Annotated in this window: 21 protein-coding genes, 1 tRNA gene and 1 pseudogene; 3 read left to right on the forward strand and 20 right to left on the reverse strand. The window is 70.2% G+C overall.

Annotation, left to right across the window (positions count from 1 at the left end; translation table 11 throughout):
* Nucleotides 1-52 precede the first annotated feature (52 nt).
* The 17 genes from atpB to ABZ836_RS10915 form a co-directional block, all read right to left on the reverse strand.
* A complete protein-coding gene (atpB, locus tag ABZ836_RS10835) occupies nt 53-874 on the reverse strand; it encodes a F0F1 ATP synthase subunit A (protein ID WP_356130615.1) in 822 nt (273 codons plus the stop codon).
* A gap of 225 nt (nt 875-1,099) precedes the next feature.
* Nucleotides 1,100-1,537, reverse strand: coding sequence for a hypothetical protein (locus ABZ836_RS10840; RefSeq protein ID WP_356130613.1), 438 nt, complete (start codon nt 1,535-1,537; stop codon nt 1,100-1,102).
* A gap of 382 nt (nt 1,538-1,919) precedes the next feature.
* Nucleotides 1,920-3,419: an MraY family glycosyltransferase gene (locus tag ABZ836_RS10845; RefSeq protein ID WP_361141250.1), complete on the reverse strand. Its 1,500-nt coding sequence runs from the start codon at nt 3,417-3,419 to the stop codon at nt 1,920-1,922.
* Between the two features lie 91 nt (nt 3,420-3,510).
* Nucleotides 3,511-4,752: a serine hydroxymethyltransferase gene (glyA, locus tag ABZ836_RS10850; protein ID WP_361141252.1), complete on the reverse strand. Its 1,242-nt coding sequence runs from the start codon at nt 4,750-4,752 to the stop codon at nt 3,511-3,513.
* Nucleotides 4,753-4,897: 145 nt separating this feature from the next.
* On the reverse strand, nt 4,898-5,545 hold the full coding sequence (locus ABZ836_RS10855) for a protein-tyrosine-phosphatase (protein ID WP_356130607.1): 648 nt from the start codon (nt 5,543-5,545) through the stop codon (nt 4,898-4,900).
* Nucleotides 5,542-6,189 carry an L-threonylcarbamoyladenylate synthase gene (locus ABZ836_RS10860; protein ID WP_361141254.1) on the reverse strand — a complete coding sequence of 216 codons (648 nt, stop codon included), beginning with the start codon at nt 6,187-6,189 and terminating at the stop codon, nt 5,542-5,544. The genes ABZ836_RS10855 and ABZ836_RS10860 overlap by 4 nt, the downstream gene beginning before the upstream one ends.
* A 75-nt stretch (nt 6,190-6,264) precedes the next feature.
* Nucleotides 6,265-7,104: a peptide chain release factor N(5)-glutamine methyltransferase gene (gene prmC, locus ABZ836_RS10865; RefSeq protein WP_356130726.1), complete on the reverse strand. Its 840-nt coding sequence runs from the start codon at nt 7,102-7,104 to the stop codon at nt 6,265-6,267.
* Between the two features lie 70 nt (nt 7,105-7,174).
* A complete protein-coding gene (prfA, locus tag ABZ836_RS10870; protein ID WP_356130603.1) occupies nt 7,175-8,251 on the reverse strand; it encodes a peptide chain release factor 1 in 1,077 nt (358 codons plus the stop codon).
* Between the two features lie 112 nt (nt 8,252-8,363).
* Nucleotides 8,364-8,588, reverse strand: a complete 225-nt coding sequence (rpmE, locus tag ABZ836_RS10875; protein WP_166021190.1) for a 50S ribosomal protein L31 — start codon at nt 8,586-8,588, stop codon at nt 8,364-8,366.
* A gap of 164 nt (nt 8,589-8,752) precedes the next feature.
* The gene (locus ABZ836_RS10880; RefSeq protein ID WP_356130601.1) at nt 8,753-9,934 is read right to left on the reverse strand and encodes an LCP family protein; all 1,182 of its coding nucleotides are present in this window, start codon (nt 9,932-9,934) and stop codon (nt 8,753-8,755) included.
* Nucleotides 9,935-10,205: 271 nt separating this feature from the next.
* Nucleotides 10,206-12,251, reverse strand: coding sequence for a transcription termination factor Rho (gene rho / locus ABZ836_RS10885; protein ID WP_361141257.1), 2,046 nt, complete (start codon nt 12,249-12,251; stop codon nt 10,206-10,208).
* A 464-nt stretch (nt 12,252-12,715) separates the two neighbouring features.
* Complete coding sequence (gene thrB, locus ABZ836_RS10890) at nt 12,716-13,639, reverse strand: homoserine kinase (RefSeq protein ID WP_356130597.1); 924 nt, start codon at nt 13,637-13,639, stop codon at nt 12,716-12,718.
* A gap of 286 nt (nt 13,640-13,925) precedes the next feature.
* Entirely contained in the window at nt 13,926-14,993 is a 1,068-nt protein-coding gene (gene thrC, locus ABZ836_RS10895; RefSeq protein WP_356130595.1) for a threonine synthase, read from the reverse strand.
* Between the two features lie 8 nt (nt 14,994-15,001).
* Nucleotides 15,002-16,327 carry a homoserine dehydrogenase gene (locus ABZ836_RS10900; RefSeq protein WP_356130724.1) on the reverse strand — a complete coding sequence of 442 codons (1,326 nt, stop codon included), beginning with the start codon at nt 16,325-16,327 and terminating at the stop codon, nt 15,002-15,004.
* Between the two features lie 160 nt (nt 16,328-16,487).
* Nucleotides 16,488-17,879: a diaminopimelate decarboxylase gene (gene lysA, locus ABZ836_RS10905; protein ID WP_356130593.1), complete on the reverse strand. Its 1,392-nt coding sequence runs from the start codon at nt 17,877-17,879 to the stop codon at nt 16,488-16,490.
* A 62-nt stretch (nt 17,880-17,941) separates the two neighbouring features.
* Complete coding sequence (gene nrtL, locus ABZ836_RS10910) at nt 17,942-19,243, reverse strand: ArgS-related anticodon-binding protein NrtL (RefSeq protein WP_361141259.1); 1,302 nt, start codon at nt 19,241-19,243, stop codon at nt 17,942-17,944.
* Nucleotides 19,244-19,338: 95 nt separating this feature from the next.
* Nucleotides 19,339-19,809, reverse strand: a complete 471-nt coding sequence (locus ABZ836_RS10915) for a response regulator (RefSeq protein ID WP_356130722.1) — start codon at nt 19,807-19,809, stop codon at nt 19,339-19,341.
* Between the two features lie 138 nt (nt 19,810-19,947).
* Between ABZ836_RS10915 and ABZ836_RS10920 the strand changes: the two genes are divergently transcribed.
* Nucleotides 19,948-20,019, forward strand: a tRNA-Arg gene (locus ABZ836_RS10920).
* A gap of 926 nt (nt 20,020-20,945) precedes the next feature.
* Here ABZ836_RS10920 and ABZ836_RS10925 read toward each other — a convergent pair.
* From ABZ836_RS10925 to ABZ836_RS10935, 3 genes and pseudogenes are all read right to left on the reverse strand, one after another.
* Nucleotides 20,946-21,407, reverse strand: a pseudogene (locus ABZ836_RS10925) (recombinase family protein); the annotation flags it as partial.
* 599 nt (nt 21,408-22,006) lie between these two features.
* Entirely contained in the window at nt 22,007-22,333 is a 327-nt protein-coding gene (locus ABZ836_RS10930; RefSeq protein WP_361141261.1) for a hypothetical protein, read from the reverse strand.
* Between the two features lie 276 nt (nt 22,334-22,609).
* On the reverse strand, nt 22,610-23,632 hold the full coding sequence (locus tag ABZ836_RS10935; protein WP_361141263.1) for a hypothetical protein: 1,023 nt from the start codon (nt 23,630-23,632) through the stop codon (nt 22,610-22,612).
* Between the two features lie 742 nt (nt 23,633-24,374).
* On the opposite strand from ABZ836_RS10935, the gene ABZ836_RS10940 reads away from it, so the two are divergent.
* Together ABZ836_RS10940 and ABZ836_RS10945 are read left to right on the forward strand one after the other, a co-directional pair.
* Nucleotides 24,375-25,079 carry a hypothetical protein gene (locus ABZ836_RS10940; RefSeq protein ID WP_361141265.1) on the forward strand — a complete coding sequence of 235 codons (705 nt, stop codon included), beginning with the start codon at nt 24,375-24,377 and terminating at the stop codon, nt 25,077-25,079.
* Nucleotides 25,080-25,269: 190 nt separating this feature from the next.
* Entirely contained in the window at nt 25,270-25,440 is a 171-nt protein-coding gene (locus ABZ836_RS10945; RefSeq protein ID WP_361141267.1) for a hypothetical protein, read from the forward strand.
* Nucleotides 25,441-25,442 lie beyond the last annotated feature (2 nt).

Here is a 25,442-nt window from a genome sequence, read left to right on the forward strand (position 1 = left end):
CCGGTGGGGGTTGGCCACCGGACGACTGGGGGTCGGGTCTACGGGCGATGACTCAGTGGTGCTCTGCGAGCGCGCCCTGGATGAAGGTGCAGGTCAGCAGCACGAAGACGTACGCCTGCAGGGCCTGGATGAACAGCTCGAAGACCGTCATCACGATGACCATGATGAAGCTGACGCCGGCGTAGGCGATGCCGATGCCGTTCAGCAGGTACCAGCTGGCGATCGTGAAGAGCACCAGAAGCGTGTGGCCCGCGAACATGTTCGCGAACAGTCGCACCGCGTGGGTGAAGGGGCGGACCAGCAGGTTCGAGAAGAACTCGATCAGCATGGCCAGCGGCAGAACCGGGCCCAGGTCCTTGTTGTAGCCGGTGATGTTCTTCCAGCCGCCGACGAAGCCGTGGCGCTTGAAGGTCAGGCTCACCCACAGGACGTAGACGATGGCCGCGAGGATCGCCGGGTAGGCGATGATCGACGTCACCGGGAACTGGGCGAGCGGGATGATCGACCAGAGGTTCATCATCCAGACGAAGAAGAACATCGAGACGACCAGGGGGACGTACTTCTCGCCCTCCTTGCGCCCGAGGGTCTCGTAGACCACGCCGCGGCGGATGAAGTCGTAGCCGAACTCGGCGACCATCTGCAGCTTGCCGGGGACCATCTTCGGCTTGCGGAAGGCGGCCCAGAAGAAGCCGACAACGATGAGCGAGCCCAGCAGGGCCAGCAGCATCGGCTTGTTGAAGTACAGGTTGCTGTCCGCGTCGCCCCACAGGGGCTCGAACAGGAACGAGTGCAGGCCCGGAGCCGGGAAGCCACAGCCATCGAAGATGTGGCAGTCGGTCTCGAAGGCGAGCACCTGCGTCGGATCAGCACTCACCGCGGGCTCCTTCAGCGTGGCGCATAGGTACGGCAACCTCGTTGTGTCGGCGCGGCACGAGGCCGCGGTTCGGCACGGGACTGGTCTTACGGATGTGGGGGCGGCTGGGGGGCATCAAGCCTCGCGTTCGAGCAGGCGTCAGCTCGGATGCCCGCGCCCGCGATGCCGCAGTCGGCAACGGACGATAGCAGGAACGCTCAGGTGTGCTTTCCCCGGCCCCGTTCCTCACGACGAGCGCCCCGTCTTCTGCGTCTTCTCGTTCTCGGTCGACTCGGGTTCGACGTACAGGATCTTGGCCTTCATGTGCGCACGGGCCTGCGCGGCGACCCAGACGATGGTGCCGACGACCAGCGAGATCGCGAAGGTCTTGGGGTGGAACAGCGACGTGTCACGGAACACGGCCACGAAGAAGAACATCAGCAGGATCTGCGCCGTGTAGAGCATCAGACCCATGGCCTGGAACAGGTGCGGAAGCGACCTCGCGACGCGCTGCAGTACGTAGAGCCCGATGCCCATGAAGAAGAGCACGACCAGCGTTCCGACGACGGCGCCGAGAGCACCCTTGCCGCCGGCGAACACACCGCTGACCACCGCGGCGATCGCGCCGACGGCGGCGGTGGGCACCGCGGTGTGGATGAGCATCCGAACGTCGTTGGACGGCATGGCGGCAACTCCGCTTACTGAGGGGGGCAGGGTGTCGTCATGGACGAGCGTAGACCCGTGGTGCGAGAGACAACCTCGGGGCGGGACGCCGTCGCACTTGGCCTTCGAAAGACTTTCGGGGGGCTGTCGCGCTCGCTCGTCCGGCTCCGTTCCGGGCTACTCGTGAACGCTATCACAAACTATTTGATGAGGTCTTTACCTACCTTGTGTGCCTACTGTCACACGAGAGGGCTAAGCGGCGCGCCAGGAACGATTCGGCGCACCGAATGCCTGGTATAGGTGCGGTTTGCCCTCCCAAGGGCTTCCCAAGAGCAGCCCTCGGGCGGGTCAAGCTCTAGTCGGATTCTTACCTTGGCCCTGGCCGGCGGACGAGCCGGGAACGCTAGCGGGCGGAGGTGCCGGGGCGGCGGAACCGGGACCGGTGGCCCACGGCCGAGGAACCGTTGGCGACCCGGGTGGCGCCCACGCCGACCGGCTCGCGTTCCCCCTCCTGCCGCGCGGGGTCCTCGGCGCCGCTGCCGGCCCCGTGGGCCCCCGCCGTGACGCGGGTGGCCTCCTGGTCCCCCGCGAGGCCCTCCGCGCCCTCCGGGGCGCCCACGGCGCTCCCACCGCTCTCCGCGCCGTCCTCCCGGCCCCCGGGGCCGCGCGAGCCCTCAGGGTCCTCAGGGTCCTCAGGGTCCTCAGGGTCCTCAGGGTTTTCAGTGTCCTCCGGGCGGGGGCGGCGGTAGCGGGGCGGCAGCATCCGCTCGGCCCAGCGCGGGGCGCGCGGGGTGAACCGCGGCATCAGCAGCAGCACCAGGCCGAGCGCGCTCAGCAGCGCCACGCTCAGCACGATCAGCATCGAGGCCGCCGTCACCGAGTACGACAGGGCGCCGAAGGCGATCAACCCGCACCAGAAGTACATGATCAGCACGGCCCGGCTGTGCGAGTGGCCGATCTCCAGGAGCCGGTGGTGCAGGTGCCCGCGGTCCGCGGCGAACGGCGACTGCCCGCGCCAGGTCCGCCGCACGATGGCCAGCACCAGGTCGGCGGCGGGGATCGCGATGATCGTCAGCGGCAGCAGCAGCGGGATGTAGACCGGCACGGTCGCGTGCACCGCGCTGCGCTCGGACCCGGCGAACAGCTTCAGGGCGTCCGGGTCGATCTGGCCGGTGATGGAGATGGCGCCGGCGGCCAGGATGAGGCCGATCAGCATCGAGCCGGAGTCGCCCATGAAGATCCGCGCCGGATGCATGTTGTGCGGCAGGAAGCCCAGGCACATGCCGATGAGGATGGCCGCGAACAGGGTGGCCGGGGCGGCCGCCTCGATGCCGTAGCCGTACCAGATGCGGTAGCCGTACAGGAAGAACGCCAGCGAGGCGATGGCCACCATGCCGGAGGCCAAGCCGTCAAGGCCGTCGACGAAGTTCACCGCGTTGATGGTGATCACCACCAGCGCCACGGTGAGCAGCGTGCCCTGCCACGGGGTGACCGCCACCAGGCCGACGCCCGGCACCGGCAACCACAGGATGGTCAGGCCCTGCATCACCATCACACCGGCGGCGATCATCTGCGCGCCCAGCTTGATCAGCGCGTCCAGCTCGAACTTGTCGTCCAGCACGCCGATGATCCAGATCAGCGCGGCCCCGGAGAGCAGCGCGCGCGGCTCGTTGGACCGCTCGAAGACCTGGCCGAGGTTGGTGAGGTGCGAGGCGACCAGCAGGCCCGCGCAGAGCCCGAAGAACATCGCGATGCCGCCGAGCCGCGGGGTGGGTTCGCGGTGGACGTCACGCGCCCGCACCTGGGGCATGGCTCCCGCCACGATCGCGAACTTCCGCACCGGACCCGTCAGGAGGTACGTCACCGCGGCCGTGATGCAGAGCGTCAGCAGGTATTCACGCACGGGCTTCCCCACAGATCTCGCTGGCCAACTCCGACCCACACCCTAGCGAGGGACGGCTACAGGTGATGACTTCCGGGTGGCCGCGACGGTTTCACGCGAGGGTCCGCGGGTAGGGCGGCGGGAAGGCCTCGGCCAGTTCGCGTGCCCCGGCGCGCGCTCCGTCGACGTCCCCGCGCAGGGCCCGTCCGACCAGGGACGCGATGGTCCGCGCCTCCGCCTCCCCCATCCCGAGGGTCGTCACGGCGGCCGTTCCCAGGCGGATACCCCGGCTGTCGTGCGGCAGTGCCGATGTGTCGAGGACCATGCCGGCCACGCCCAGCAGGTCCCGCGCCGCCCGCCCGTCGAGACCGCCGATCGGGGCCGGGTCGGCGGTGATCAGATGGGTGTCGGTGCCGCCGGTGCTGACGTGCAGCCCCTCGGCGGCCAGCCCCTCCGCCAGGGCCCGGGCGTTGGCCACCGTGCGGTGGGCGTACGCGGCGTACGCGGGCGTCGCCGCCTCCCCGAACGCCACCGCCTTGGCGGCGATCACGTTCATCGGCGCCCCGCCCTGGGTGAACGGGAACACCGCGCGGTCCACCCGTTCCGCCAGCTCCTCGGTGCACAGCAGCATCCCGCCGCGGGGTCCGCGGAGCACCTTGTGCGTGGTGGCGCACACGATGTCGGCGTACGGCACGGGGCTGGGCGCCGCGCCGCCGGCCACCAGCCCGATGGGGTGCGCTGCGTCGACGACCAGGTAGGCGCCGACCTCGTCGGCGATCTCCCGGAACGCCGCGTAGTCGATGTGCCGCGGGTACGCGATCGACCCGCACACCACGGCCTTCGGCCTGGTGGTCCGGGCCAGCGCCCTGACCTGCTCGTAGTCCAGCAGCCCCGACTCGGCGTCCACCCCGTAGCCGGTGAAGCGGAACCAGCGGCCGGAGAAGTTCGCGGGCGACCCGTGGGTGAGGTGTCCGCCGAACGCCAGCCCCAGCGCCAGCACCGGGTCCCCGGGGCGCAGCAGGGCGGCGTAGGCGGCCAGCACGGCGGCCGAGCCGGAGTACGGCTGGACGTTCACGTGGGCGGCCCCGAACAGCGCGGCGGCGCGCTCGACGGCGGTCCGCTCGGCGAGGTCGGCGTAGGCGCAGCCGCCGTGGAAGCGGTTCCCGGGGTACCCCTCGGCGTACTTGTCCGCCAGCGGTGACGCGAGCGCCTCCAGCACGGCGGGCGAGGTGTAGTTCTCCGCGGCGATCAGCTGCACGGTGGTGTGCCGCCGCGCCGTCTCCGCATCGAGGATCCCCGCGACCTCGGGGTCCTGCGCGCGCAGGCCCTGCCCTGCGCCGACCACGGTTCCCATCCGGAACCTCCTCGTCCGCCCGACGACAGCTCCAGCGTAGGCCGAGGGGGGCGGCGCCGCCCGCTGTCCCCCCGCCGGGGGCCCGCCGGTCGCCGGGCAGCGGGCGGAGACCTCCGGCCGCGGGCTCTCAGCCGGGGACGGGGTCTCAGCCGGGGACGCCGGTCAGCGCCGTCACGACCGGGTCGAGCGCCCCGTGTATCTCGTCCCCGACGGAACGGAAGAACGGCAGCGGCGCCCCGTACGGGTCGTACACCTCGTCCGCCTCGGGCGTGGGGGCCAGCAGCCACCCGCGGAGCGCCGCCGCGGCCCGCACCAGCGCACGGGCCCGCGCGCACACCCCGTCCTCGAGGGGAGGCAGGGTCGCCGGGTCGATCGCCTTCACCAGCCGGGTGAACTCCTTCAGCGTGAAGGTCCGCAGCCCGGCGGAGTGCCCCATGGAGATGACGTGGGCGCGGTGGTCCCGGGTGGCGGTGAGCACCAGGTCGGCCCGGATGACGTGCTCGTCCCGCAGCTCCCGCCCGGTGAAGCCGGAGGCGTCCGCCCCGTACTCGTCGAGCACGGCGACCGCGTTCTCCTCCATGGGCGCGCCCTCGTGGCCCCACGTGCCGGCGGACTCGACCACGAGTCCGCCCCAGGTGGGGTCGCCGAGCCGCTGCGCGAGGGCGTGCCGGGTCAGCCGCTCGGTGATCGGCGAGCGGCACACGTTTCCGGTGCTGACGTGGAGGATCCGGAAGCCGGTCTCCCCGCCGTCTCCCTCTCGTATGCCAAGCCCCGCGTCAGGGGCGGGGGTCAATTCGCCACCTCGAGGTCGGGTACCACCTTGCGCAGCTCCTCGGCGGTGAGGGCGCCCGCGCGCAGCAGCACCGGCACCTCCCCGGTGACGTCGACGATCGACGAGGGCACGTTGCCCGGCGTCGGACCGCCGTCGAGGTAGACGGAGACGGAGTCGCCGAGCATCTCCTGCGCGGTGTCGCAGTTCTCCGGCGAGGGGTGGCCGGTGAGGTTGGCGGAGGAGACGGCCATCGGGCCGACCTCGGTGAGCAGCTCGATGGCGACCGGGTGCAGCGGCATGCGCACCGCGACGGTGCCGCGGGTGTCGCCGAGGTCCCAGGCGAGCGAGGGCTGGTGGCGGGCGACCAGGGTGAGCGCGCCGGGCCAGAAGGCGTCGACGAGCTCCCAGGCCGTCTCGGAGAAGTCGGTGACCAGCCCGTGCAGGGTGTTGGGCGAGCCGATCAGCACCGGGGAGGGCATGTTGCGGCCGCGCCCCTTGGCCTCCAGCAGGTCGCCGACGGCCTCCGAGGAGAAGGCGTCCGCGCCGATGCCGTACACGGTGTCCGTCGGCAGGACGACCAGTTCGCCACGGCGGACGGCGGACGCGGCTTCGCGCAGACCGGTCACGCGGTCGGTCGCGTCGTTGGTGTCGTATCGCCGTGCCATGTCAGCTGGCCTCCTCGTGCGGATCGTGCAGGGGGAAGAGTCGTTCGGTGGTGAGGGGTTCGGTGGGGCGCACGCTCACGGCGTCGCCTTACGGGCCGTGGCGAACCGCGGCCGGTTGTTGAGGTCGGGGTGGTCCGCGGCGTCGGCCCAGCCCCGCTCCTCGGCGAAGATCCAGGGGACCTGGCCGCCCTGGGTGTCGGCGTGCTCGACGACCACGACGCCGCCCGGCCGCAGCAGCCGGTGCGCGGTGCGCTCCAGGCCGCGGATCAGGTCGAGGCCGTCCTGACCGGAGAACAGCGCCATGTCGGGGTCGTGGTCGCGCGCCTCGGGGGCCACGTACTCCCACTCGGTGAGCGGGATGTACGGCGGGTTGGTGATGACCAGGTCGACCTGGCCGTCGAGGTCCGGGAAGGCCGTCAGCGCGTCGCCGTGGCGCAGGTCGACCCTGGACCCCTCCATGTTCTTGCGGGCCCACACCAGGGCCTCCTCGGAGAGCTCCACGGCGTGCACGGAGGACCGCGGCACCTCCTGCGCCATGGCGAGGGCGATCGCGCCGGAGCCGGTGCACAGGTCGACGATCCGCGGCTCGGCGACGTCCATGGCCCGCACCGCGTCTATCGCCCAGCCCACCACGGACTCGGTCTCCGGCCGGGGCACGAACACCCCGGGGCCGACCTGGAGCTCCAGGTACCGGAAGAAGGCGCGGCCGGTGATGTGCTGCAGCGGCTCGCGGGCCTCCCGGCGGGCGACGACCTCCCAGTACCGGGCGTCGAAGTCGGAGTCCCCGACGGTGTGCAGCTGGCCCCGCTTCACGCCGTGCACGAACGCGGCGAGCTCCTCCGCGTCGTTGCGCGGCGAGGGCACGCCGGCGTCCGCCAGCCGCTGGGTGGCCTGGGCCACCTCGGCGAGCAGCACGCTGCGCGGGCTCTGGTTCTGCGGCACGCTGGTCCTCCGGTGTCGTGCGTCGCGCGGTGGGCGCCGGGCGTCAGGCGGCGGCGAGCTTGGCGGCCGAGTCCGCGTCGACGCAGGCCTGGATGACCGCGTCCAGGTCGCCGTCGAGGACCTGGTCGAGGTTGTAGGCCTTGAAGCCGACCCGGTGGTCGGAGATCCGGTTCTCCGGGAAGTTGTACGTGCGGATCTTCTCGGACCGGTCGACCGTGCGGACCTGGCTGCGGCGCGCGTCCGCGGCCTCCCGCTCCGCCTCCTCCTGCGCGGCGGCGAGAAGCCTGGAGCGCAGGATACGCAGTGCCTGCTCCTTGTTCTGCAGCTGGCTCTTCTCGTTCTGGCAGGAGGCAACCACACCGGTGGGCAGGTGCGTGATGCGCACCGCGGAGTCGGTGGTGTTGACGGACTGCCCGCCGGGCCCGGAGGACCGGTAGACGTCGATCCGCAGGTCGTTCGGGTTGATCTCGACGTCCACCTCCTCGGCCTCCGGCGTGACCAGCACGCCCGCGGCGGAGGTGTGGATGCGGCCCTGCGACTCGGTGGCCGGCACGCGCTGCACGCGGTGCACGCCGCCCTCGTACTTCAGCCGGGCCCAGACGCCCTGGCCGGGCTCGGTCGCCCCGTTGCCGCCCTTGGTCTTCACCGCGACCTGGACGTCCTTGTAGCCGCCCAGCTCGGACTCGGTGGCGTCGATGATCTCGGTCTTCCAGCCCACGCGCTCGGCGTACCGCAGGTACATGCGCAGCAGGTCGCCCGCGAACAGCGCGGACTCGTCGCCGCCGGCGCCGGCCTTGATCTCGAGGATGACGTCCTTGTCGTCGCTGGGGTCCCGCGGGACCAGCAGCAGCCGGAGCTTCTCGGTGAGCTCGTCGCGGAGCTTCTCCAGCTCCTTGACCTCGGCGGCGAAGTCCGGGTCGTCGGCCGCCAGTTCCTTGGCCGCCTCGATGTCGTCCCCGGTCTGCTTCCAGGCGCGGTAGGTGGCGACGATCGGCGTCAGCTCGGCGTAGCGCTTGTTCAGCCTGCGCGCGTTGGCCTGGTCGGCGTGGACCGACGGATCGGCGAGCTTCTTCTCGAGATCGGCGTGCTCACCGACGAGTTCCTCGACGGCCTCGAACATGGTGGGGCTCCTGGCTCCTGGAAGGGTGCTTGGCTGCGGTGAAGGCGGACGACCAAAAACGCCGGTCCCGGCCGCCCTGCGCGGGGCGGCCGTGGACCGGCGCGGTGGCTCGCTACTTCTTCGAGCCGGCAGCCGCCTTGCCGAAGCGGGCCTCGAAGCGGGCCACACGGCCACCGGTGTCGAGGATCTTCTGCTTGCCCGTGTAGAACGGGTGGCACTCGGAGCAGACCTCGGCACGGATGGCGCCGGAGGAGATGGTGCTGCGAGTCGTGAACGACGCGCCACAGGTGCAGCTGACCTGCGTCTCGACGTACTCGGGGTGGATGTCGCGCTTCAAGGTGTCTCCTAGGTTCCGGGAGGGCGCCGGGTCGCCGCCGCGGGATGCGGGAGCGTGAACCGGGGCCGACGTACCAGTTTGCCAGCACTGGCCGCATCCCCCAAAACCGGGGGCGGCGGCGTTCTATTCCGCGGGGCGGCGCCGGGGCGCGGCGTGCCCCGGGGTCAGGAGGCGACGCGGGAGGCGGCGGTGCGGGAGGGGCTGCCGACCACGGCGTCGGCGTGTCCGGCGGCGGACCCCTTCGCCTTCGCGGGTATCGCCTTGTCGGCCCGCAGGGCCGCCCAGACCAGCTTCGCCTTGTCCTCGTCCAGCAGCACCCGGTTGGGGTTCGCCGGGTCGTAGGCGACCGGCAGCGTCGTCATGGTCATCTTCGACGGCGAGATCTCCTTGAGCCCGCTCGCGAACGAGGCCAGCGCGGTGACCGATCCCAGCCCGGCGTCGGTCGTCACCGACTTCGTCGCGGTGTCGGCGAGGTCGTACAGCCGCTTCGGGTGGGACAGCACGCCCACCTCCTCGACCTGCCGCGCCAGCGCCTTCACGAACGCCTGCTGCAGCTGGATCCGTCCGAGGTCGGAGCCGTCGCCCACGCCGTGGCGCGTGCGCACCAGGCCCAGCGCCTGCGTCCCGGACAGCCGGTGCGTGCCGGCCTCGAGTCTCAGGTGGCTCTCCGGGTCGGAGATGCTCTCGGTGGTGGTGACCTTCACGCCGCCCAGCGCGTCGACCATCCGCCGGAAGCCGGTGAAGTCGACCTCGAGGAAGTGGTCGACCCGGATCCCGCTCAGCGACTCCACCGTCTTGACCGAGCAGGCCGCGCCGCCCGTGGAGTACGCCGAGTTGAACATGACGTTCCGCTCGGCCGGCTGCCGCTTGCCCGACCGGTCGACGCAGGACGGCCGGTCGACGAGCGTGTCCCTCGGCAGGGAGACCACGCTTGCGGCCTTGCGGCCCTTGTGGACGTGGATCAGCATCGCGGTGTCGGCGCGGGCCGCCCCGTCGTCCGTGCCGCCGCCGAGCCGCTTGTTGCCGCCGGAGCGGGTGTCGGAGCCGAGGACGAGGATGTCCTGCGACCCGTCGTCGGTGTTCGCGGGGCGGGCGGAGCCGAGCATGCGGTCGATGTCGACGCTGTCGATGTTCCCGTTGAGCGAGGTGTACACGTAACCGAGGCCCGCGCCGCCGACGGCCACGACCGCGGCCGCGGCCCATGCCGCCGCCCGCAGCGCCCGCTGCCGGGGGGTGCGGGGCTTGCGGCGGCGTCCCTTGCCCCCGCGCGTTTTCGGGCGCTCCTGACCGGGCGTGCCGGGGTTCTCCTCCGGTATGCCGGACGGCGGCGTGCTCTCGGCTGACATCTGTTTCCTCTGGCCTCTCGGTTCCACGGAGTACCCGTTGGGACGGCAGCCGAAAGGTTTGCACATGGACCGTTTGCGCTCCGTGCCCGGACGGCCACCGAAGCACCCCCGAAGGCACTGAGAAAACCGGCGCTGACCAGCATTTTCCCCCGCAACGCCGGTCCTCCCCCGCCGCTCTCCCCTGTGGGAAAGCTCTCGCGCCGCACACGGCGAAGGGCCGTCCCGCGCGCTGCGCGGGACGGCCCTTCGCCGCCGTGGTGGGATCCGGGGATCAGTCGCCGTTGGGGTTCGGCGTGTTCTTCTGGATCATCATCAGGAACTCGGCGTTGGACTTCGACTGCTTCATCTTGTCCAGCAGCAGCTCGATGGCCTGCTGCTGGTCCAGGGCGTGCAGCACGCGCCGCAGCTTCCAGACGATCGCCAGCTCCTCGGCGCCCAGCAGGATCTCCTCCTTGCGGGTGCCGGAGGCGTCGACGTCGACGGCCGGGAAGATCCGCTTGTCGGCGAGCTTCCGGTCCAGCTTGAGCTCCATGTTGCCGGTGCCCTTGAACTCCTCGAAGATCACCTCGTCCATGCGGGACCCGGTGTCCACCAGCGCGGTGGCGAGGATGGTCAGCGAACCGCCGTCCTCGATGTTGCGCGCGGCGCCGAAGAAGCGCTTGGGCGGGTACAGCGCCGTGGAGTCCACACCACCGGAGAGGATGCGGCCGGAGGCCGGCGCCGCCAGGTTGTAGGCGCGGCCCAGACGCGTGATGGAGTCCAGCAGCACGACGACGTCGTGACCCAGTTCCACCAGGCGCTTGGCGCGCTCGATGGCGAGCTCGGCGACCGTGGTGTGGTCCTCGGCGGGGCGGTCGAAGGTCGAGGAGATGACCTCGCCCTTCACCGACCGCTGCATGTCGGTGACCTCTTCCGGACGCTCGTCGACCAGGACGACCATCAGGTGGCACTCGGGGTTGTTGCGGGTGATCGCGTTGGCGACGGCCTGCATGATCATGGTCTTGCCGGTCTTCGGCGGGGCCACGATCAGACCGCGCTGGCCCTTGCCGATCGGCGACACGAGGTCGATGATCCGCGTGGTCAGCACGCCCGGGTCGGTCTCCAGGCGAAGGCGGTCCTGCGGGTACAGCGGCGTCAGCTTGTTGAACTCCGGGCGGCCACGGCCGTGTTCGGGCGCCATGCCGTTGACGGAGTCGAGGCGGACCAGCGCGTTGAACTTCTCGCGGCGCTCGCCCTCCTTGGGTTGCCGGACCGCGCCGGTGACGTGGTCGCCCTTGCGCAGGCCGTTCTTGCGGACCTGGGCCAGCGAGACGTACACGTCGTTCGGGCCCGGCAGGTAGCCGGAGGTCCGGATGAACGCGTAGTTGTCGAGGATGTCGAGGATGCCCGCGACGGGGATCAGGACGTCGTCCTCGGCCACCTGCGGCTCGGCGACCTCGTCGCGGCCGCGACGGCCCCGGCGGTCGCGGTAACGGCCCCGGCGACCGCGGCGACCGCCCTCGAAGTCGTCGTCGTCCTGCTGCTGACGGTCGCGGTCGCGGTCACGGCTCTGGCCGCCGCCCTGCTGGCTCTGACGGCCGCCCTGGCCGCCGCCCTGCTGGTCGTCGCCCTTGCGGCGGTCGCGGTCGCGGTTGCGGTTGCGGTCTCGGTCCCGCTCGCGGTTGCGGCCCGAACGGCCTTCCGCGTCACCGGAGTCGCCGCGCTCGCCCTGCGAACGGTCGGCCGCGTCCTGCTGCTTGTTGTCGGTCTTCACGTCGCTCTTGTCACCGCGCGTGTCGCTCTTACCGCTGTCACTTCTGCCACCGGCCTGGGTCTCGCCCTTGGCCTCGGCGGTGACGGTCTCGGGGCTGCCGGCCTCGGCGGTGGCGCGACGGCGGCGGCGCTCGGCCGGCTGCTCGTCGCTCTTCGGCTCCTGCTCGGCCTCGGCCTTCGCGGCCTGCTCGGCCTTGGGCGACGGCTGGCCGGGGATCTGCGCCTTCTCGGCGGCCGACTCCTCACCCGTACGGGTGCGCGACGTGGTGCGCCGCTTGGGCTTGGCCTCGCTGTCGGAAGCGGACGGGGCGGCCTTGGCGGGGGCGCCGCCGGAGGCCTGCGCCTCCTTGATGACCTCGATCAGCTGGCTCTTGCGCATGCGCGCCGTGCCCCTGATGCCGAGGCCCGAGGCGACCTGCTGCAGTTCGGCCAGCACCATGCCCTCGAGGCCGGTACCGCGACGCCGTCGCGAGCCGGCACCGCTGGCAGGCGTGGAAGCGTCCGTGGCGGGCGCGGCAGCGGTCTCGTCGACACGTGCGCCCATCAGATCGGTGGTGTCGCTCACGAAGGGTCCTTCCCTGGAGCGGGCGTCGGCCTGTCTGGCTCGGCGACCGGTTGTGCTGTCCGGAATCGGTCCTGATCAGATGGACCGGTCCGGGGCGGTGGTCCGCCTCGTCGGGCGGAGGAACAACTGGTGATGTGGTGGCGCTCCCCGCGACGGCGACACAGATTTCTGCGTGTCACGTGGCTCGGTCGCACCGGTTCCGGAGCGTGCCCGGCGAGCTGCTCAGTATTCGCGTACGGGTTGGCACCCGCGTACTAGGTACCGTACGAAACACAGTGCGGCTTGGGAGGCTCCCGGAAGAATGTCTGTCCCGGACGGGGACGTGAAGCACCTCGCCACGCTCGGGTGGTCGGGTGCGGACTTGACATTAACACTACCGGATCCCACAAACATTCCCCCTCTCCACATCCGGCAATCGCCTGAAAACCCGCTCCCGGTCACTGCTTATCCGGGAAAGCGGCCGTTCATGCGGCGGCCGCGAGCGGAAGCACGCTCGCGCCCGACAGATCCAGGTCCAGCCGGTTCGCGGCCCAGCCGTCACCTGCGGACATCTCCACCTTCTGGGCCGTCTCCTCGGAGGCCAGCGCCAGCACGGTGGGGCCCGCGCCCGAGATCACGGCGGGAATTCCGTCGGCCCGCAGCCGTTCGACCAGGGCCGCGCTCTCCGGCATCGCCGGGGCGCGGTATTCCTGGTGGAGGCGGTCCTCGGTGGCCGGCATCAGCAGCTCGGGGCGCCGCGTGAGGGCCTCGACGAGCAGCGCGGCACGGCCGGCGTTGGCCGCGGCGTCGACATGGGGGACGTTGCGCGGGAGCAGGCCGCGCGCGGTCTCGGTCAGTACCGGCTTTCCGGGAACGAAAACCACCGGAACGATGGAATCGGAGGGCTCGCTGCGCACGGCGCGGCCCACCCCGCCCTCCATCCACGCCAGGGTGAATCCGCCGAGCAGGCAGGCGGCGACGTTGTCGGGGTGGCCCTCGATCTCGGTGGCCAGCTCCAGCAGCGCGTCGTCGTCGAGCCGGTTCTCACCGCCTATGGTCACGGCCCGCGCGGCGACGATGCCCGCGCAGATGGCCGCGGACGAGGAACCGAGGCCGCGGCCGTGCGGGATCCGGTTGGCGCAGACGATCTCCAGCCCCCTGGGCTGGCCGCCGAGCGCGTCGAACGCGGCGCGCATCGACCGCACCAGCAGGTGCTGCTCGTCGCGCGGCAGGGTCTCGCTGCCCTCGCCGGCGATGTCGATGTGCAGTCCGGAGTCGGCCACGCGGACGACGACGTCGTCGTAGAGCCCCAGCGAAAGGCCCAGGGCGTCGAACCCCGGACCGAGGTTGGCGCTGGTGGCGGGCACGCGCACGCGGACGGCGGCGGCTCGGAAGGCGGGACCGGCCATCGCTGGATGACTCTCCTTGACTGCGGGACATGGGGAGACGCGGGGCGTCCGGCTTCCGCGGACGGGAACGCGTCGGAACCAGGCACGGCATATGCGGCGGGCTGGTTCAGTACAGACTATCGAAGGATGCTTCCTCGGCGACATAGGGCGCACAGGAGGCGCACGCAGCGTGTCGACCCGCCCCGACTCCCGGCCCGTCGCGGCCACGCCGCGGGGAACGGGACAGGCCGCCCCCCGCGGCGTCGGGTGCGCCGGGAGAGCGGCCTGGCCGCGGGACGGTGCGAGGTCAGGCGAGCCCGAGCCGCTCGGCCGCGGCCGCCGCGTCCACCGGCACGACCTCGGGCCGCGTGGGCGCCCCCATGACCGCCCAGTCGGGGTCCTTGAGCCCGTTGCCCGTGACGGTGCAGACGATCCGCTGTCCGGGATCGACCAGTCCGGCCTCCGTCGCCTTCAGCAGGCCGGCCACCGACGCCGCGGACGCCGGCTCCACGAACACGCCCTCCTGCGAGGCCAACAGCCGGTAGGCGCGCAGGATCTCACGGTCGGTCACCTCGTCGATGAGGCCGCCGGAGTCGTCCCGCGCCGCCTCCGCGAACTCCCAGGACGCCGGGTTCCCGATCCGGATCGCGGTGGCGATGGTCTGCGGGTCCTTGACGACCTCGCCGCGCACCAGCGGGGCGCTGCCGGAGGCCTGGAACCCCCACATCCGCGGCTTGCGGGTGGACAGGCCGTCCGCCGCGTACTCGCGGTACCCCTTCCAGTACGCGGTGATGTTGCCCGCGTTGCCCACCGGCAGGACATGCACGTCGGGCGCGTCGCCCAGCATGTCCACGATCTCGAAGGCGGCCGTCTTCTGCCCCTCGATCCGCACCGGGTTCACCGAATTGACCAGCGCCACCGGGTAGTTGTCGGACAGCGACCGCGCCAGCGTCAGGCAGTCGTCGAAGTTGCCGTCGACCTGCAGGATCTTGGCGCCGTGCACCAGCGCCTGCCCCATCTTGCCGAGCGCGATCTTGCCCTGCGGCACCAGGACCGCGCACACCATCCCCGCCCGCACCGCGTAGGCGGCGGCGGACGCGGACGTGTTGCCGGTGGAGGCGCAGATGACGGCCTTCGCGCCCTCCTCCTTGGCCCGCGTGATGGCCATGGTCATGCCGCGGTCCTTGAACGAACCGGTCGGGTTCGCGCCCTCGACCTTGAGGTGCACCTCGCAGCCGGTGCGCTCGGAGAGCACCTGCGCGGGCACGAGCGGCGTACCGCCCTCGCGGAGCGTCACGACCTCCGTCGTGTCGGAGACCGGAAGCCGGTCCCGGTACTCCTCGATGATTCCGCGCCACTGGTGAGTCTGAGTCATGACTCCGCCTACTCTCCTTCGACCCGCATGATGCTGGCGACGCCCCGGACGGTGTCCAGGCCGCGCAGCGCCTCGACGACCGCGCTGAGCGAGGCGTCGGACGCACGATGGGTGACGACGACGAGCGATGCCTCTCCCCCGCTCTCGACTTCGCTCGAGCGGGCGGCACCCCCGTCCTTGCCCTGCTGACGCACGGTGTCGATGGAGACCCCGTGCTCGGCGAAAACGGTGGCGACCTGGGCGAGGACGCCCGGCTTGTCGGCGACGTCCAGGCTGATGTGGTACCGCGTGAACACGTCGCCCATCGGCGACACCCGCAGCGCCGCGTAGGCCGAGTCACCGGGACCGGTGGCCCCGGCCAGCCGGTTGCGGCCCACCGCCACCAGGTCGCCCAGCACGGCCGAGGCGGTGGGCGAACCGCCCGCGCCCGGCCCGTAGAACATCAACTGTCCCGCCGCGTCGGACTCCACGAACACCGCGTTGTAGGCGCCGCGCACGGAGGCGAGCGGGTGGGTCAGCGGGATCATCGCGGGGTGCACCCGCGCGGTGACCGAGCCGCCGTCCGCCGCGCGCTCGCAGATGGCGAGCAGCTTGATGGTGCAGCCCATCTCCTTGGCGGAGGCGAAGTCCGCCGCGGTCACCTCGGTCATGCCCTCGCGGTACACGTCGTCCAGCCGCACCCGCGAGTGGAACGCGATGCCGGCCAGGATCGCGGCCTTGGCGGCGGCGTCGAAGCCCTCGACGTCGGCCGTCGGGTCGGCCTCGGCGTACCCGAGCGCGGTCGCCTCGTCCAGCGCCTCCTGGTACCCGGCGCCGGTGGTGTCCATCTTGTCGAGGATGAAGTTGGTGGTGCCGTTGACGATGCCCAGCACCCGGTTGACCTTGTCGCCGGCCAGCGACTCGCGCAGCGGGCGGATCAACGGGATGGCGCCGGCCACGGCGGCCTCGTAGTAGAGGTCCTGTCCCTGCTCCTCGGCGGCCGCGTGCAGCGCGGCGCCGTCCTGGGCGATCAGCGCCTTGTTGGCGGAGACCACGGACGCCCCGTGCTGGAAGGCGGTGGTGATCAAGGTCCGGGCGGGCTCGATGCCGCCGATGACCTCCACCACCACGTCGATGTCGCCCCGTTTGACCAGGGCGGTCGCGTCGGTGGTGATCAGCGCGGGGTCGATCCCGGCCCGCACCCGGTCGGGACGGCGGACGGCGACACCGGCCAACTCCACCGGCGCGCCGATCCGCGCGGCGAGGTCGGCCGCGTGCGTCGTCATGATGCGCGCCACCTCTGAGCCGACCACTCCACAGCCCAGTAGCGCCACCCGCAGCGGACGCGTACGCATCATCCGACCTCGCCTCGTTTCCCGGACCGGTTCCCTACCGGTCCACGCTTGTCCAGTCTCACGCACCGGACGAACTTTCTTCCGTTCGTCCGGATCCTGAGACCCAGGTTTCCGGGATCTCCCCCGGTTTCCGGCGGCTTTTCCGCCGGAGGTCATCGGTTCACCCGACGTCGAGACGGAGGAGGTCCTCCTCCGTCTCGCGCCGGACGATCACCCGGGTCCCGCCGTCGCCGACGGCGACGACCGGCGGGCGCAGCACGTGGTTGTAGTTGCTCGCCATCGAGCGGCAGTAGGCGCCGGTGGCGGGCACGGCGATCAGGTCACCGGGCGCGAGGTCGGCCGGCAGGAAGGCGTCCCTCACCACGATGTCCCCGCTCTCACAGTGCTTGCCCACCACCCGGGCGAGCATGGGCTCCGCGTCGCTGGCGCGCGAGACCAGGGCGACCGTGTACTCGGCGTCGTACAACGCGGTGCGAATATTGTCCGACATTCCGCCGTCGACCGAGACATAGGTCCGCAGCCCGTCCAGCGGCTTCAGCGTCCCGACCTCGTACAGCGTGAACGCCGTGGGCCCGACGATCGCCCGTCCCGGCTCCACCGAGATCCGCGGCGCGGCCAGCCCCGCCGACTCGCACTCCCGCCCGACGATCTCCCCGAGCGCCTTGGCGATCTCGTGCGGCTCCCGCGGGTCGTCGTCGCTGGTGTACGCGATGCCGAGGCCGCCCCCGAGGTCGATCTCGGGCAGCTCCACCCCGTGCTCGTCCCGCACCTCGGCCAGCAGCCCGACCACGCGCCGCGCGGCGACCTCGAAGCCGGCCATGTCGAAGATCTGCGACCCGATGTGGCTGTGGATGCCGACCAGCTCGAGTCCGTCCAGCTTCAGCGCCCGGCGCACCGCCTCGGCGGCCTGCCCGCCGGCCAGCGGAAGGCCGAACTTCTGGTCCTCGTGCGCGGTGGCGATGAACTCGTGGGTGTGCGCCTCGACGCCGACCGTGACGCGGATCAGCACCTTCTGCCGCACCCCGTGCGACTGCGCGATGTGTGCGACCCGCACGATCTCCTGGAACGAGTCGAGCACGATCCGCCCGACCCCGGCGGTGACCGCCCGCTCCAGCTCGGCCAGGGACTTGTTGTTCCCGTGGAAGGCGATCCGCCCGGCGGGCATCCCGGCCGCCAGCGCGGTGGCCAGCTCGCCGCCGGAGCAGACGTCGAGGTTCAGCCCCTCCTCGTACAGCCACCGGACCACGGCCTTGGAGAGGAACGCCTTCCCGGCGTAGAACACGTCGGCGCCCTCGCCGAACGCCTGCCGCCAGGCCCGCGCCCGGGCCCGGAAGTCGGCCTCGTCCATGACGTAGGCGGGCGTCCCGTACTGCTCGGCCAGCTCCCGGACGTCGACCCCGCCGACCCGCACGGCGCCGTCGTCGCCGCGGGTCACCGAGCCCGCCCACACCTTGGGGTCGAGGGCGTTCAGGTCGGCGGGCGGGGGGCTGTAGTGCCCCTCGGGCAGGACATCGGCGTGACGGGGCCCGGCGGGGTGTGCGGAACGGCTCATGTCTGTGGTCTCTGCGTCTCTCTCTTCGCCTCTGCTCTGCGTCTGTTCTTCGCCAGTGCCGCTCAGAGGTGTTCGGGTGCGTCGATGCCGAGCAGGGTGAGGCCGCCGGCCAGCACCGTCCCGGCGGCTTCGGCGAGCGCGAGCCGGGCGCGGTGGGCGGCCGAGGGTTTCTCCTCCCCGGCCGGGAGCACGGCGGTGTGCGTCAGGAGGTCGAGCGTGGCGTCGGCGACGACCACCAGGTGCCGGGCGAGCCGGTCCGGGGCCAGGTCGCGAGCGGCCTGCGCGAGGACGCGCGGGTGGTCGGCGAGCGCCCGCACCAGCGCGGGGGCGTACGCGGGGGTCTGCGGGGGTTCCGGGGTGCCGGTGGCCTTCGTGGCACCCGGCGTCTGCGTGGGGCCCGGCGCCTCCGTGGGGCCCGGCGCCTCCGTGGGCCCGGGCGTCTCCGTGGGCCCGGGCGTCTCCGTGGGCCCCGGCGTCTCCGTGGGCCCCGGCTCCGCGGCGAACCCGAGCCGCGCCGCGTTCCGCGCGACGGCACGGGTCCGGGCGTGCGCGTACCGCACCCGGAACAGCGGGTTGCCCTCCCGCTGCGCCAGGTGCTCCGCCCCGAGGCTCGGCCGGTCGTGCGGCGCGGGGTGCAGCAACGCCCACCGGGCGGCGGCGGGGCCGAGGTGGGCGGGGTCGCGGGGGGCGGGGACGGGACGGATGAGGTGGGGGGTGGTGGGGGCGGCGGCGTTGTCGTTGCCGGGGGCGTCGTCGCTGCCAGGGGTGATGTCGCTGCCGGGGGCGCCGGCGGCGGCGGTGCGGCCGCTGGGGGTGGCGTCGCTGTCGGTGCCGCTGCTGCCATTGGGCTCGCTGTCGCCGGCGTCGCCGGGGGTGGCGTCGCCCTCACCGGCGGTGGCACCGTGCACGACCTCGGCCCGGCCGCCCTGCGCCTCGACCAACCGCGCGGCGACCTCGGCGACGACGGCGGCGCGGATCTCGTCGGCGGGCCGGAGGACGACGGTCCGGCCCCGCAGTCCGTCCCCGTGCCCGTACCGCAACCCCTGGCCGAGGATCCGGCGCACCACGGCCGCCTCCACGTCCCCGTCCAGGCTGATGTTCAGGAACCCGGGGCCGGTGATCGCGACGTCCCGCACCCCGCTCGCCCTGAGCAGCCGGGCGCGCAGTACTTCGGCGACCTCGTCGGCGGGCCGCCCGGCGGGCCGGGCCAGCCGTAGCGCGACGTTGGTGGCGTAGTCCCCGCAACCCCCGGGGCCGGGCGGGGCGACCTTGACGGTCTCCGGCACGGCCACCGCCAGCTCGCCCGCGTCCACGGCGGAACGCACCGCGTGAAGCACGGTGTGCGAGAGCTCGACGGGGGTCACGGGACCAGATTAGGGGAGCCGGGGTGGGGTAGGTCGACCCGTTTCGGCGGGGTCCCGCCATCCGGACAGTCCGCGCCCTCTTCGCGGCCCCTGTCTCAGTTTCCGCCGCTTCCCGGCGCGGCCCGTTCCCGCTCCCGCACGCGCTCCAGCAACCGCCGTACGACACGCACGAGTTCGGCCGGCTCGAACGGCTTGGCCACGAACGCGTCGACCCCGACGTCCAGCCCGGCCTCCACCTCGGGGCGGCTGCACGCGCTCACGATGGCGAGAGGCACATCACGCGTCCCCGGGTCCGACCTCAGCCGGGCCGCCGTCCCCAGACCGTCCAGCCTCGGCATCACCACGTCCAGCGTGACGACGTCCGGGCGCACCCGATGGACGACTTCCAGACACTCGGCACCATCGGCCGCGGTCACCACCTCGAACCCTTCCAGCTCGAGATTGACCCTGATCAGCTGCCGGATCACCTCACTGTCGTCCACGACAAGGATCCGGCCGGAAGTGCCCGCCACAACTAGAGAGTAGGCACCGAGTGCACGCCCCGTCCCGGTTTTCCGCACTTCCACCCGTACCGGACAGGACACGGACCCCCCGCGCCGCCCCACCCCGGCACTCGGTGCCCGCACAGAAACCTGTTCACGACCACCCGTGATGAGCTGGTAGTGTTCTACCCGTCACCGCGACGAACACGACGCGATCGACACGCCCCCGTAGCTCAGGGGATAGAGCAACGGCCTCCGGAGCCGTGTGCGCAGGTTCGAATCCTGCCGGGGGCACTCGAAAGATGGGAACTGATCTGCCGGTTTTGACCGGTTCGTTCCCCGCGAGTGCCACAGTCGGGCATCAGCACTTCGGTGCTGGTGCCCGATTTTTTGTTCCACTGGTCCACCTCGCGGGTGATGGCCACCAGTGCGTCAACCATGTGGGCCGGGATCGTCACCCGTAGGGTCACTTCTTCCCTGGGCCGGCTGTAACGGACTTCCAGCCCGAACGCCCTGTAGAGCCGTCGCTGGACTTCTTCCGGGACGCGGGACAGGTCCACGTCCAACAGCGGCAACGCGTCCAGCAGGGCTGCGTTGTCGCCCGCGGCGACCGAAGCCGCTGCGGGTTCGTTCAGCCGGGCCAGCTGGTCCGCGAGCGCCTTCCGCTGCGCGCTCAGCGTCCCGTGTTCCTTCCGGATCGCGTCCCGGAACACCCGCTCGTGCTCAGGGTCACCGGCCGCCAAGTCGTCCCCATCGATCCCCATCCCCTCGGCCAGCGCCCGGATCAGCCGGGTCTGCCGCGAGTCGATCGCACGGATCGCTTGCTCCAGCGCCTCCCGCTCCTTCGCCCGACGGGCGCCGTCCGCGTCCGGTGCGGGCTGGTCGGCCTCCAGCAGGGCCTGAAGATGATCGCGGCGACTGGGGCCGAAGACGCGGGTGGCGAAGAACTTCGAGATCACCCCGACAAGGACCTCCTCCCTCACCCACAGGCTCTTCGGATGGTCTCGGAACCAGTCGCGCTCCTGGTGCTCGTTGGGATCCAACTGGCACGCGTAGTAGGGGATGCCGTGGCGGGTCTTCCCGAACATCCGCCGGTCGCAGATGTCGCAGCGGGCGAAGGACCGCAGTACGTAGGAGCGCCGCGTTGCCGGATGTCGGCTGGGCCCGTCCGAGCTCCGTGACCCTCGTCCACGGCCGCCCATCATGGCCACGGTGTCGAAGAGTTCCTTGGTGACCAGCGGCTCGTGGGTGGGCATCGGGGACCACACCCATTCCTTGGGGTCGTTGTTCCGGCCCCCCTTCTTCGTCTGCCGACGGTTCCAGACCTGGTAGCCGGTGTACTTCGGGTTCCGGAGGATCTCCCGCACGGCGGACCCGCTCCACCTCCCCAGCGCCATCTCAGGCCGAGTCGGTTCAGGAGGCGGGTAGGCCGCAAGATCGAGGTTCAGGCGGTCGGCAATGCCGTCGTACCCCATCTTCTCCAGTCCGCGGAGCTGAAAGATCATCGTGACTGCCGACGCGCGAACCGGGTCAGGGATCAACCGGTGCTTCGTCCGTCCCTCCGCCCGGCGCGCAGGCACCGGGTGAGGAAGCCGCTCAGCCAGGTAGCCGTACGGCGGTTTCCCGACGTTCCAGCCCTGTGAGACGTGCTCGACGAAGCCATCCCAGGACAACTCGAGCATCTGCAGGACGTACCACTCAGAGACCGCCTGCTTCACACGCCGGGTGAGCGTCGGCGTGGCCCGTTTCGCCCTGGGGCCCGTGACGATCGGCTCGTCCGCCGCGCAGAGCGCGACGCCGGCCTGCTCCAGCTCGTACTCGATCTTCGTCCCGAAGTAGGTACGCCGGGCCACCCGCTCGATGGACTCACAGATCACGGCCGCGAAGCGACGATCCGGCCGCTGCGCCTCCGCAAGAAGATCGGCAACGCTCCCGTCCCGCGGAATCGGGATATCGAACTGCTGGTACGCCAGGGAAGTGCCGCGCTGCGCGAGCTCCTTCCGCCCCGACTCCACGTCATAGAAGTGGGCAACGATCACCCACCCCGGCGGCAACGCCGCCCTGGCGTTCCGCAACTGCCGCGGCAGGGACAGCGTGGGGTCCTGGGCGTCCTCCGTGGACGTCCGACCGAGCCACGCCACCGGAACCGTCACCGGCAGGCCGGCGGTTTCCGGCAGCCGATCAGACGACCACGGCCGCGCGAAGGCTGGTCGCCCCCACGCCTGAGCGTCGGGCGGGGAACTGGACATGGCTGACCCTCCAGAGAGCTCGGGCAAGTCGCTCACGCCGGGCCGCCCTCCGGGAAGTCCTCCTGGTGGTCACGCAGCCACCCCAGCACCTCGCGGATCGCGGCCCCCTGACGCTGGGCCAGCGCATGAGCGTCCTCACCATCCACGACGAGGTACTCAACGACCGCCCGCAATCCGTCGGCTGGGCAAGTGAGTCCCCGATCGGCGCACGCGGCCAACGACCATGGACGCTCCATCTCGATATCGGCATCAAGCCCTACACCTGAAATATCAGCCGAACCGGTGACTGAGCATTGCAAGATCGGATCTATACGCGCTGCCCGGCGTCGAGCGAGCCGATCGCCCTCGAACTCGTCCACATCTCTTTCCACGATTTACATAGAGACGCTACGGCTCAGAAGTGACATTCGACCCTGCGCCAGCCAAACACTCCAAGGGTCGGATACCCAGTAGCCCAAGCGTCGCCGTGGCGCTTACCTCCTTGGGCGACGAGGGTGAACCCGTCTGGCTACATAGGGTGTCCCCAGTCCCTCCATGGGACAAGAAGCGCTTGAGGCTACATCACCACAGGCCAGGTCTCATACACGATGCCACCGGAGGTGCCTCCAGTGGCATCGTGAGGTGAACTGAACGATCTATTCCTCGACATCCTGAATAAGATTATTTTCTTCGCGCAAGACCTTGTCCATAAAGGTGCGAATCTCGGTCTCGTATGGTTTGTAGGAGAAAACTCCACCGGGCGGGCGCAGGGAAACCAAATCATGTGTCACGACTAGAAGGGAGAGCAACAAGCGGTTCACATCTGAGGACGAAATATCAGAGTGCACACCCTTATTACTCAGGCTGTCCAGCCTGTCGATACGCTTTCCCAAGTCCTCGAAATTTGCGAGGAGCAGTTGTCGCGCCGTGTCCGAATCGACGTTCTCCGCAATGTATGCCCACAGGCGATTTCGATACTCAGCCTGCCCGACCTTCCGGTCGTTGACTTTTTCTTTCCGTGGAGGGTAGAGGCAGTCAGCCAGCTTTTCAGTAAATCGCCGGCAAGACACCGAGACATGTGCCAACTCCTCCGCCGTCTCATGATTCTCAAATGCCTTTAGGGCGGCATGCAGTCGCTGTGTGAGATTTGGATCCATATCCGAGCATCGCATCAAGGTCTCACTCAGGGCTGACGAGAACTGGCCGTTAAGCAGTTCGTCGACCTCTCCAAGACTGCGAAAGTAATGGATGTTGTCATACGGATCAAAGATTGTCTCCCGCGCCCCCGAGTCCTCCCAATGGACGGCAGAAAATATCCTGGAATCTTCCCATTCGCGACATTCCACATGATCGCGGGTGTCTTCGAGTTCCAACTCGTACCCCCGATAGAACAAGTACAGGGAGTCCTCAAATATACGAAACCGACTCGGGATGCTCTTGAGAAACACCATCCAGTGCTCCGGAATCTCCGGACGAACTTGCACTGCCCCCAAGTACCATTCGTGGTCTTTGAGTCGAATATGCATGGCGCGAGCATCTGCCGGATTCAGAGATTCCACAACCATGCCTGCAATATCGTACGTCACGATGTGTTCGACAAGATCCGGTCCAAGAAAGGTGTTCCAGACTGCCCATTGTTCGCCAAGAACGCCGTTTACGGCGAATTCGACTCCACCCATATTCTGAGCAAGTTGCCATAGCGGGAGAGTGCCTGAAGCAAATCGGGCGTGGCGCCTATGCCGCGGAACAGACTCCATGAAGGCTCGCACCAAGGACTGCCTCATGGTGACCCACTCCCACGTCCCAACCTCCGGCGAAGTCCAACCCTCGTCGATCAAAAAGCAGACTCTCATTCGTCCCCCAACCGCACTCTCTTAAATACGTCGGCCTGCCCGCAGGTGGCCGAAGTTCTCTCCTGCGCCTTCACACTGCATGACACTGCCAACCGGGTTGCCCCCACCGTCCGCGCAGCACGCTCGCAGAATGACCTCGCGCCGAACGCCCACGAAGCCGCGCTGGGTACGGACCATCTCCATTGCTTACTTCTAGCGGTCCGGGACCTTGCACGTTGCCGGTGGGTTCGTGCGGCGAATGTCGGTTACGCGTCTACTTGCCCGAACACAAATGCATGCACGGCTCGACGGTCACGAAGGTATCCATTCGCACGACGATAACCGAACACCACACATGCTGCCTCAGCATCTCCCGATGTCCTCCGACCTGGCCTCGTCACCGCAGCCGTTGCCCACCTGCCGGACTGAATCGTGCCAGCCATGGAGACATCGAAGGCCACCAAGATCAACTATCCAGGCTCACGCGAGGCCGACGGCTCACCTCCGCGTGGAAGTGACGGCATCCGCCGGCCTCGGCCCCCACCGACACCCGCCTCAAAGCGGCTGTCGAGGATGCTACGAGTCTACGGTGGAACCTCTCGTCAACTCCGGCATCTCGTCTGGATCGGGAGAGTGGTTCATCTTGATTCCTCAGGGGCGCAAGGTCTGCACGGAGGCAGAGGTCGCCGAGGCCATGGGGCTGCCCCTGCACACCTGGCGGCGTCGGGTTCGCGCTCGCTTGGAGGAGCGGGTTCAGCGCGTCAACGAGGGCGAGGGGCGGGTGCGGCTCTACGACGCTGAGCAGGTGCGCGCGTACGTCGAGGGCGTCCCGGTGCCGCCGGCGGCCAGGTCCGGTGAGGAGCATCCCGATGACCTGCTCACGGACAAGGAGGCGGGTGCGCTCCTGGGGGTCGATGCCTCGACCGTGCGGGCTTACGCGGTGTCCGGGTATTTGCCTCGTGGTGTCGAGGTTCATGGGCGCCGTTGGACTCGGCGGGAGATTCTTGAGCGGGTGCGGCAGGGGGATCAGCGGCACTTCGCAGCGCGGACCGGGGCAGGACGGCCCAAGTCGAGCCCTGAGCGGCCGAACAGGGGGCGCGCCGGGCGGGATGTAGCGGCAGTTCCTGATGCGCGGGTGGTGGAGGTGGGTTCGTTGGTCGACCGCGCGGAGCGGGAAGGGCTACGGCCGCCGACGGCCGCGGTTGTTGCGGAGCGGTTCGGGGTGAGCCGTACTACCGGGGCGCGGATTCTTGCAGCCGCACGGAGCAGAGTGCGCGACGCCAGCAAGAGTTGACCGTCGACCGGTCTACTCGCGCGCAAGGGTGCGGGCAGGTTCGCCGCGCAACGCCCAACACGACACTTCGACGCGTTGGCGCGTTACGCCTGATTTGTCACGAGTCGCTGTAACGTTGTTTTCGTTCGGGAGCCGGGGAACGGCACTCCGCCCTGAACGCCCCCATCACACCCACTCGAAGGGCACCGGCATGACCGAGAACTGTGACCACGGTGACGACCTGCTCAGGACCGACGACTACCTGACCGACGCTGAGGACGCGCCCGTCATCCCGAGCATCGCGGGCTTCCCGCGGCAGCGGCTGAGTGATGTCCCGGCTGACGTCCGGGTGGTGCGGCAGCGCGACTCCGAGAGCGAGTAGGC

Source organism: Streptomyces sp. NPDC047130 (assembly GCF_040643475.1).
In the GTDB taxonomy this organism is placed as follows: Bacteria; Actinomycetota; Actinomycetes; order Streptomycetales; family Streptomycetaceae; genus Streptomyces.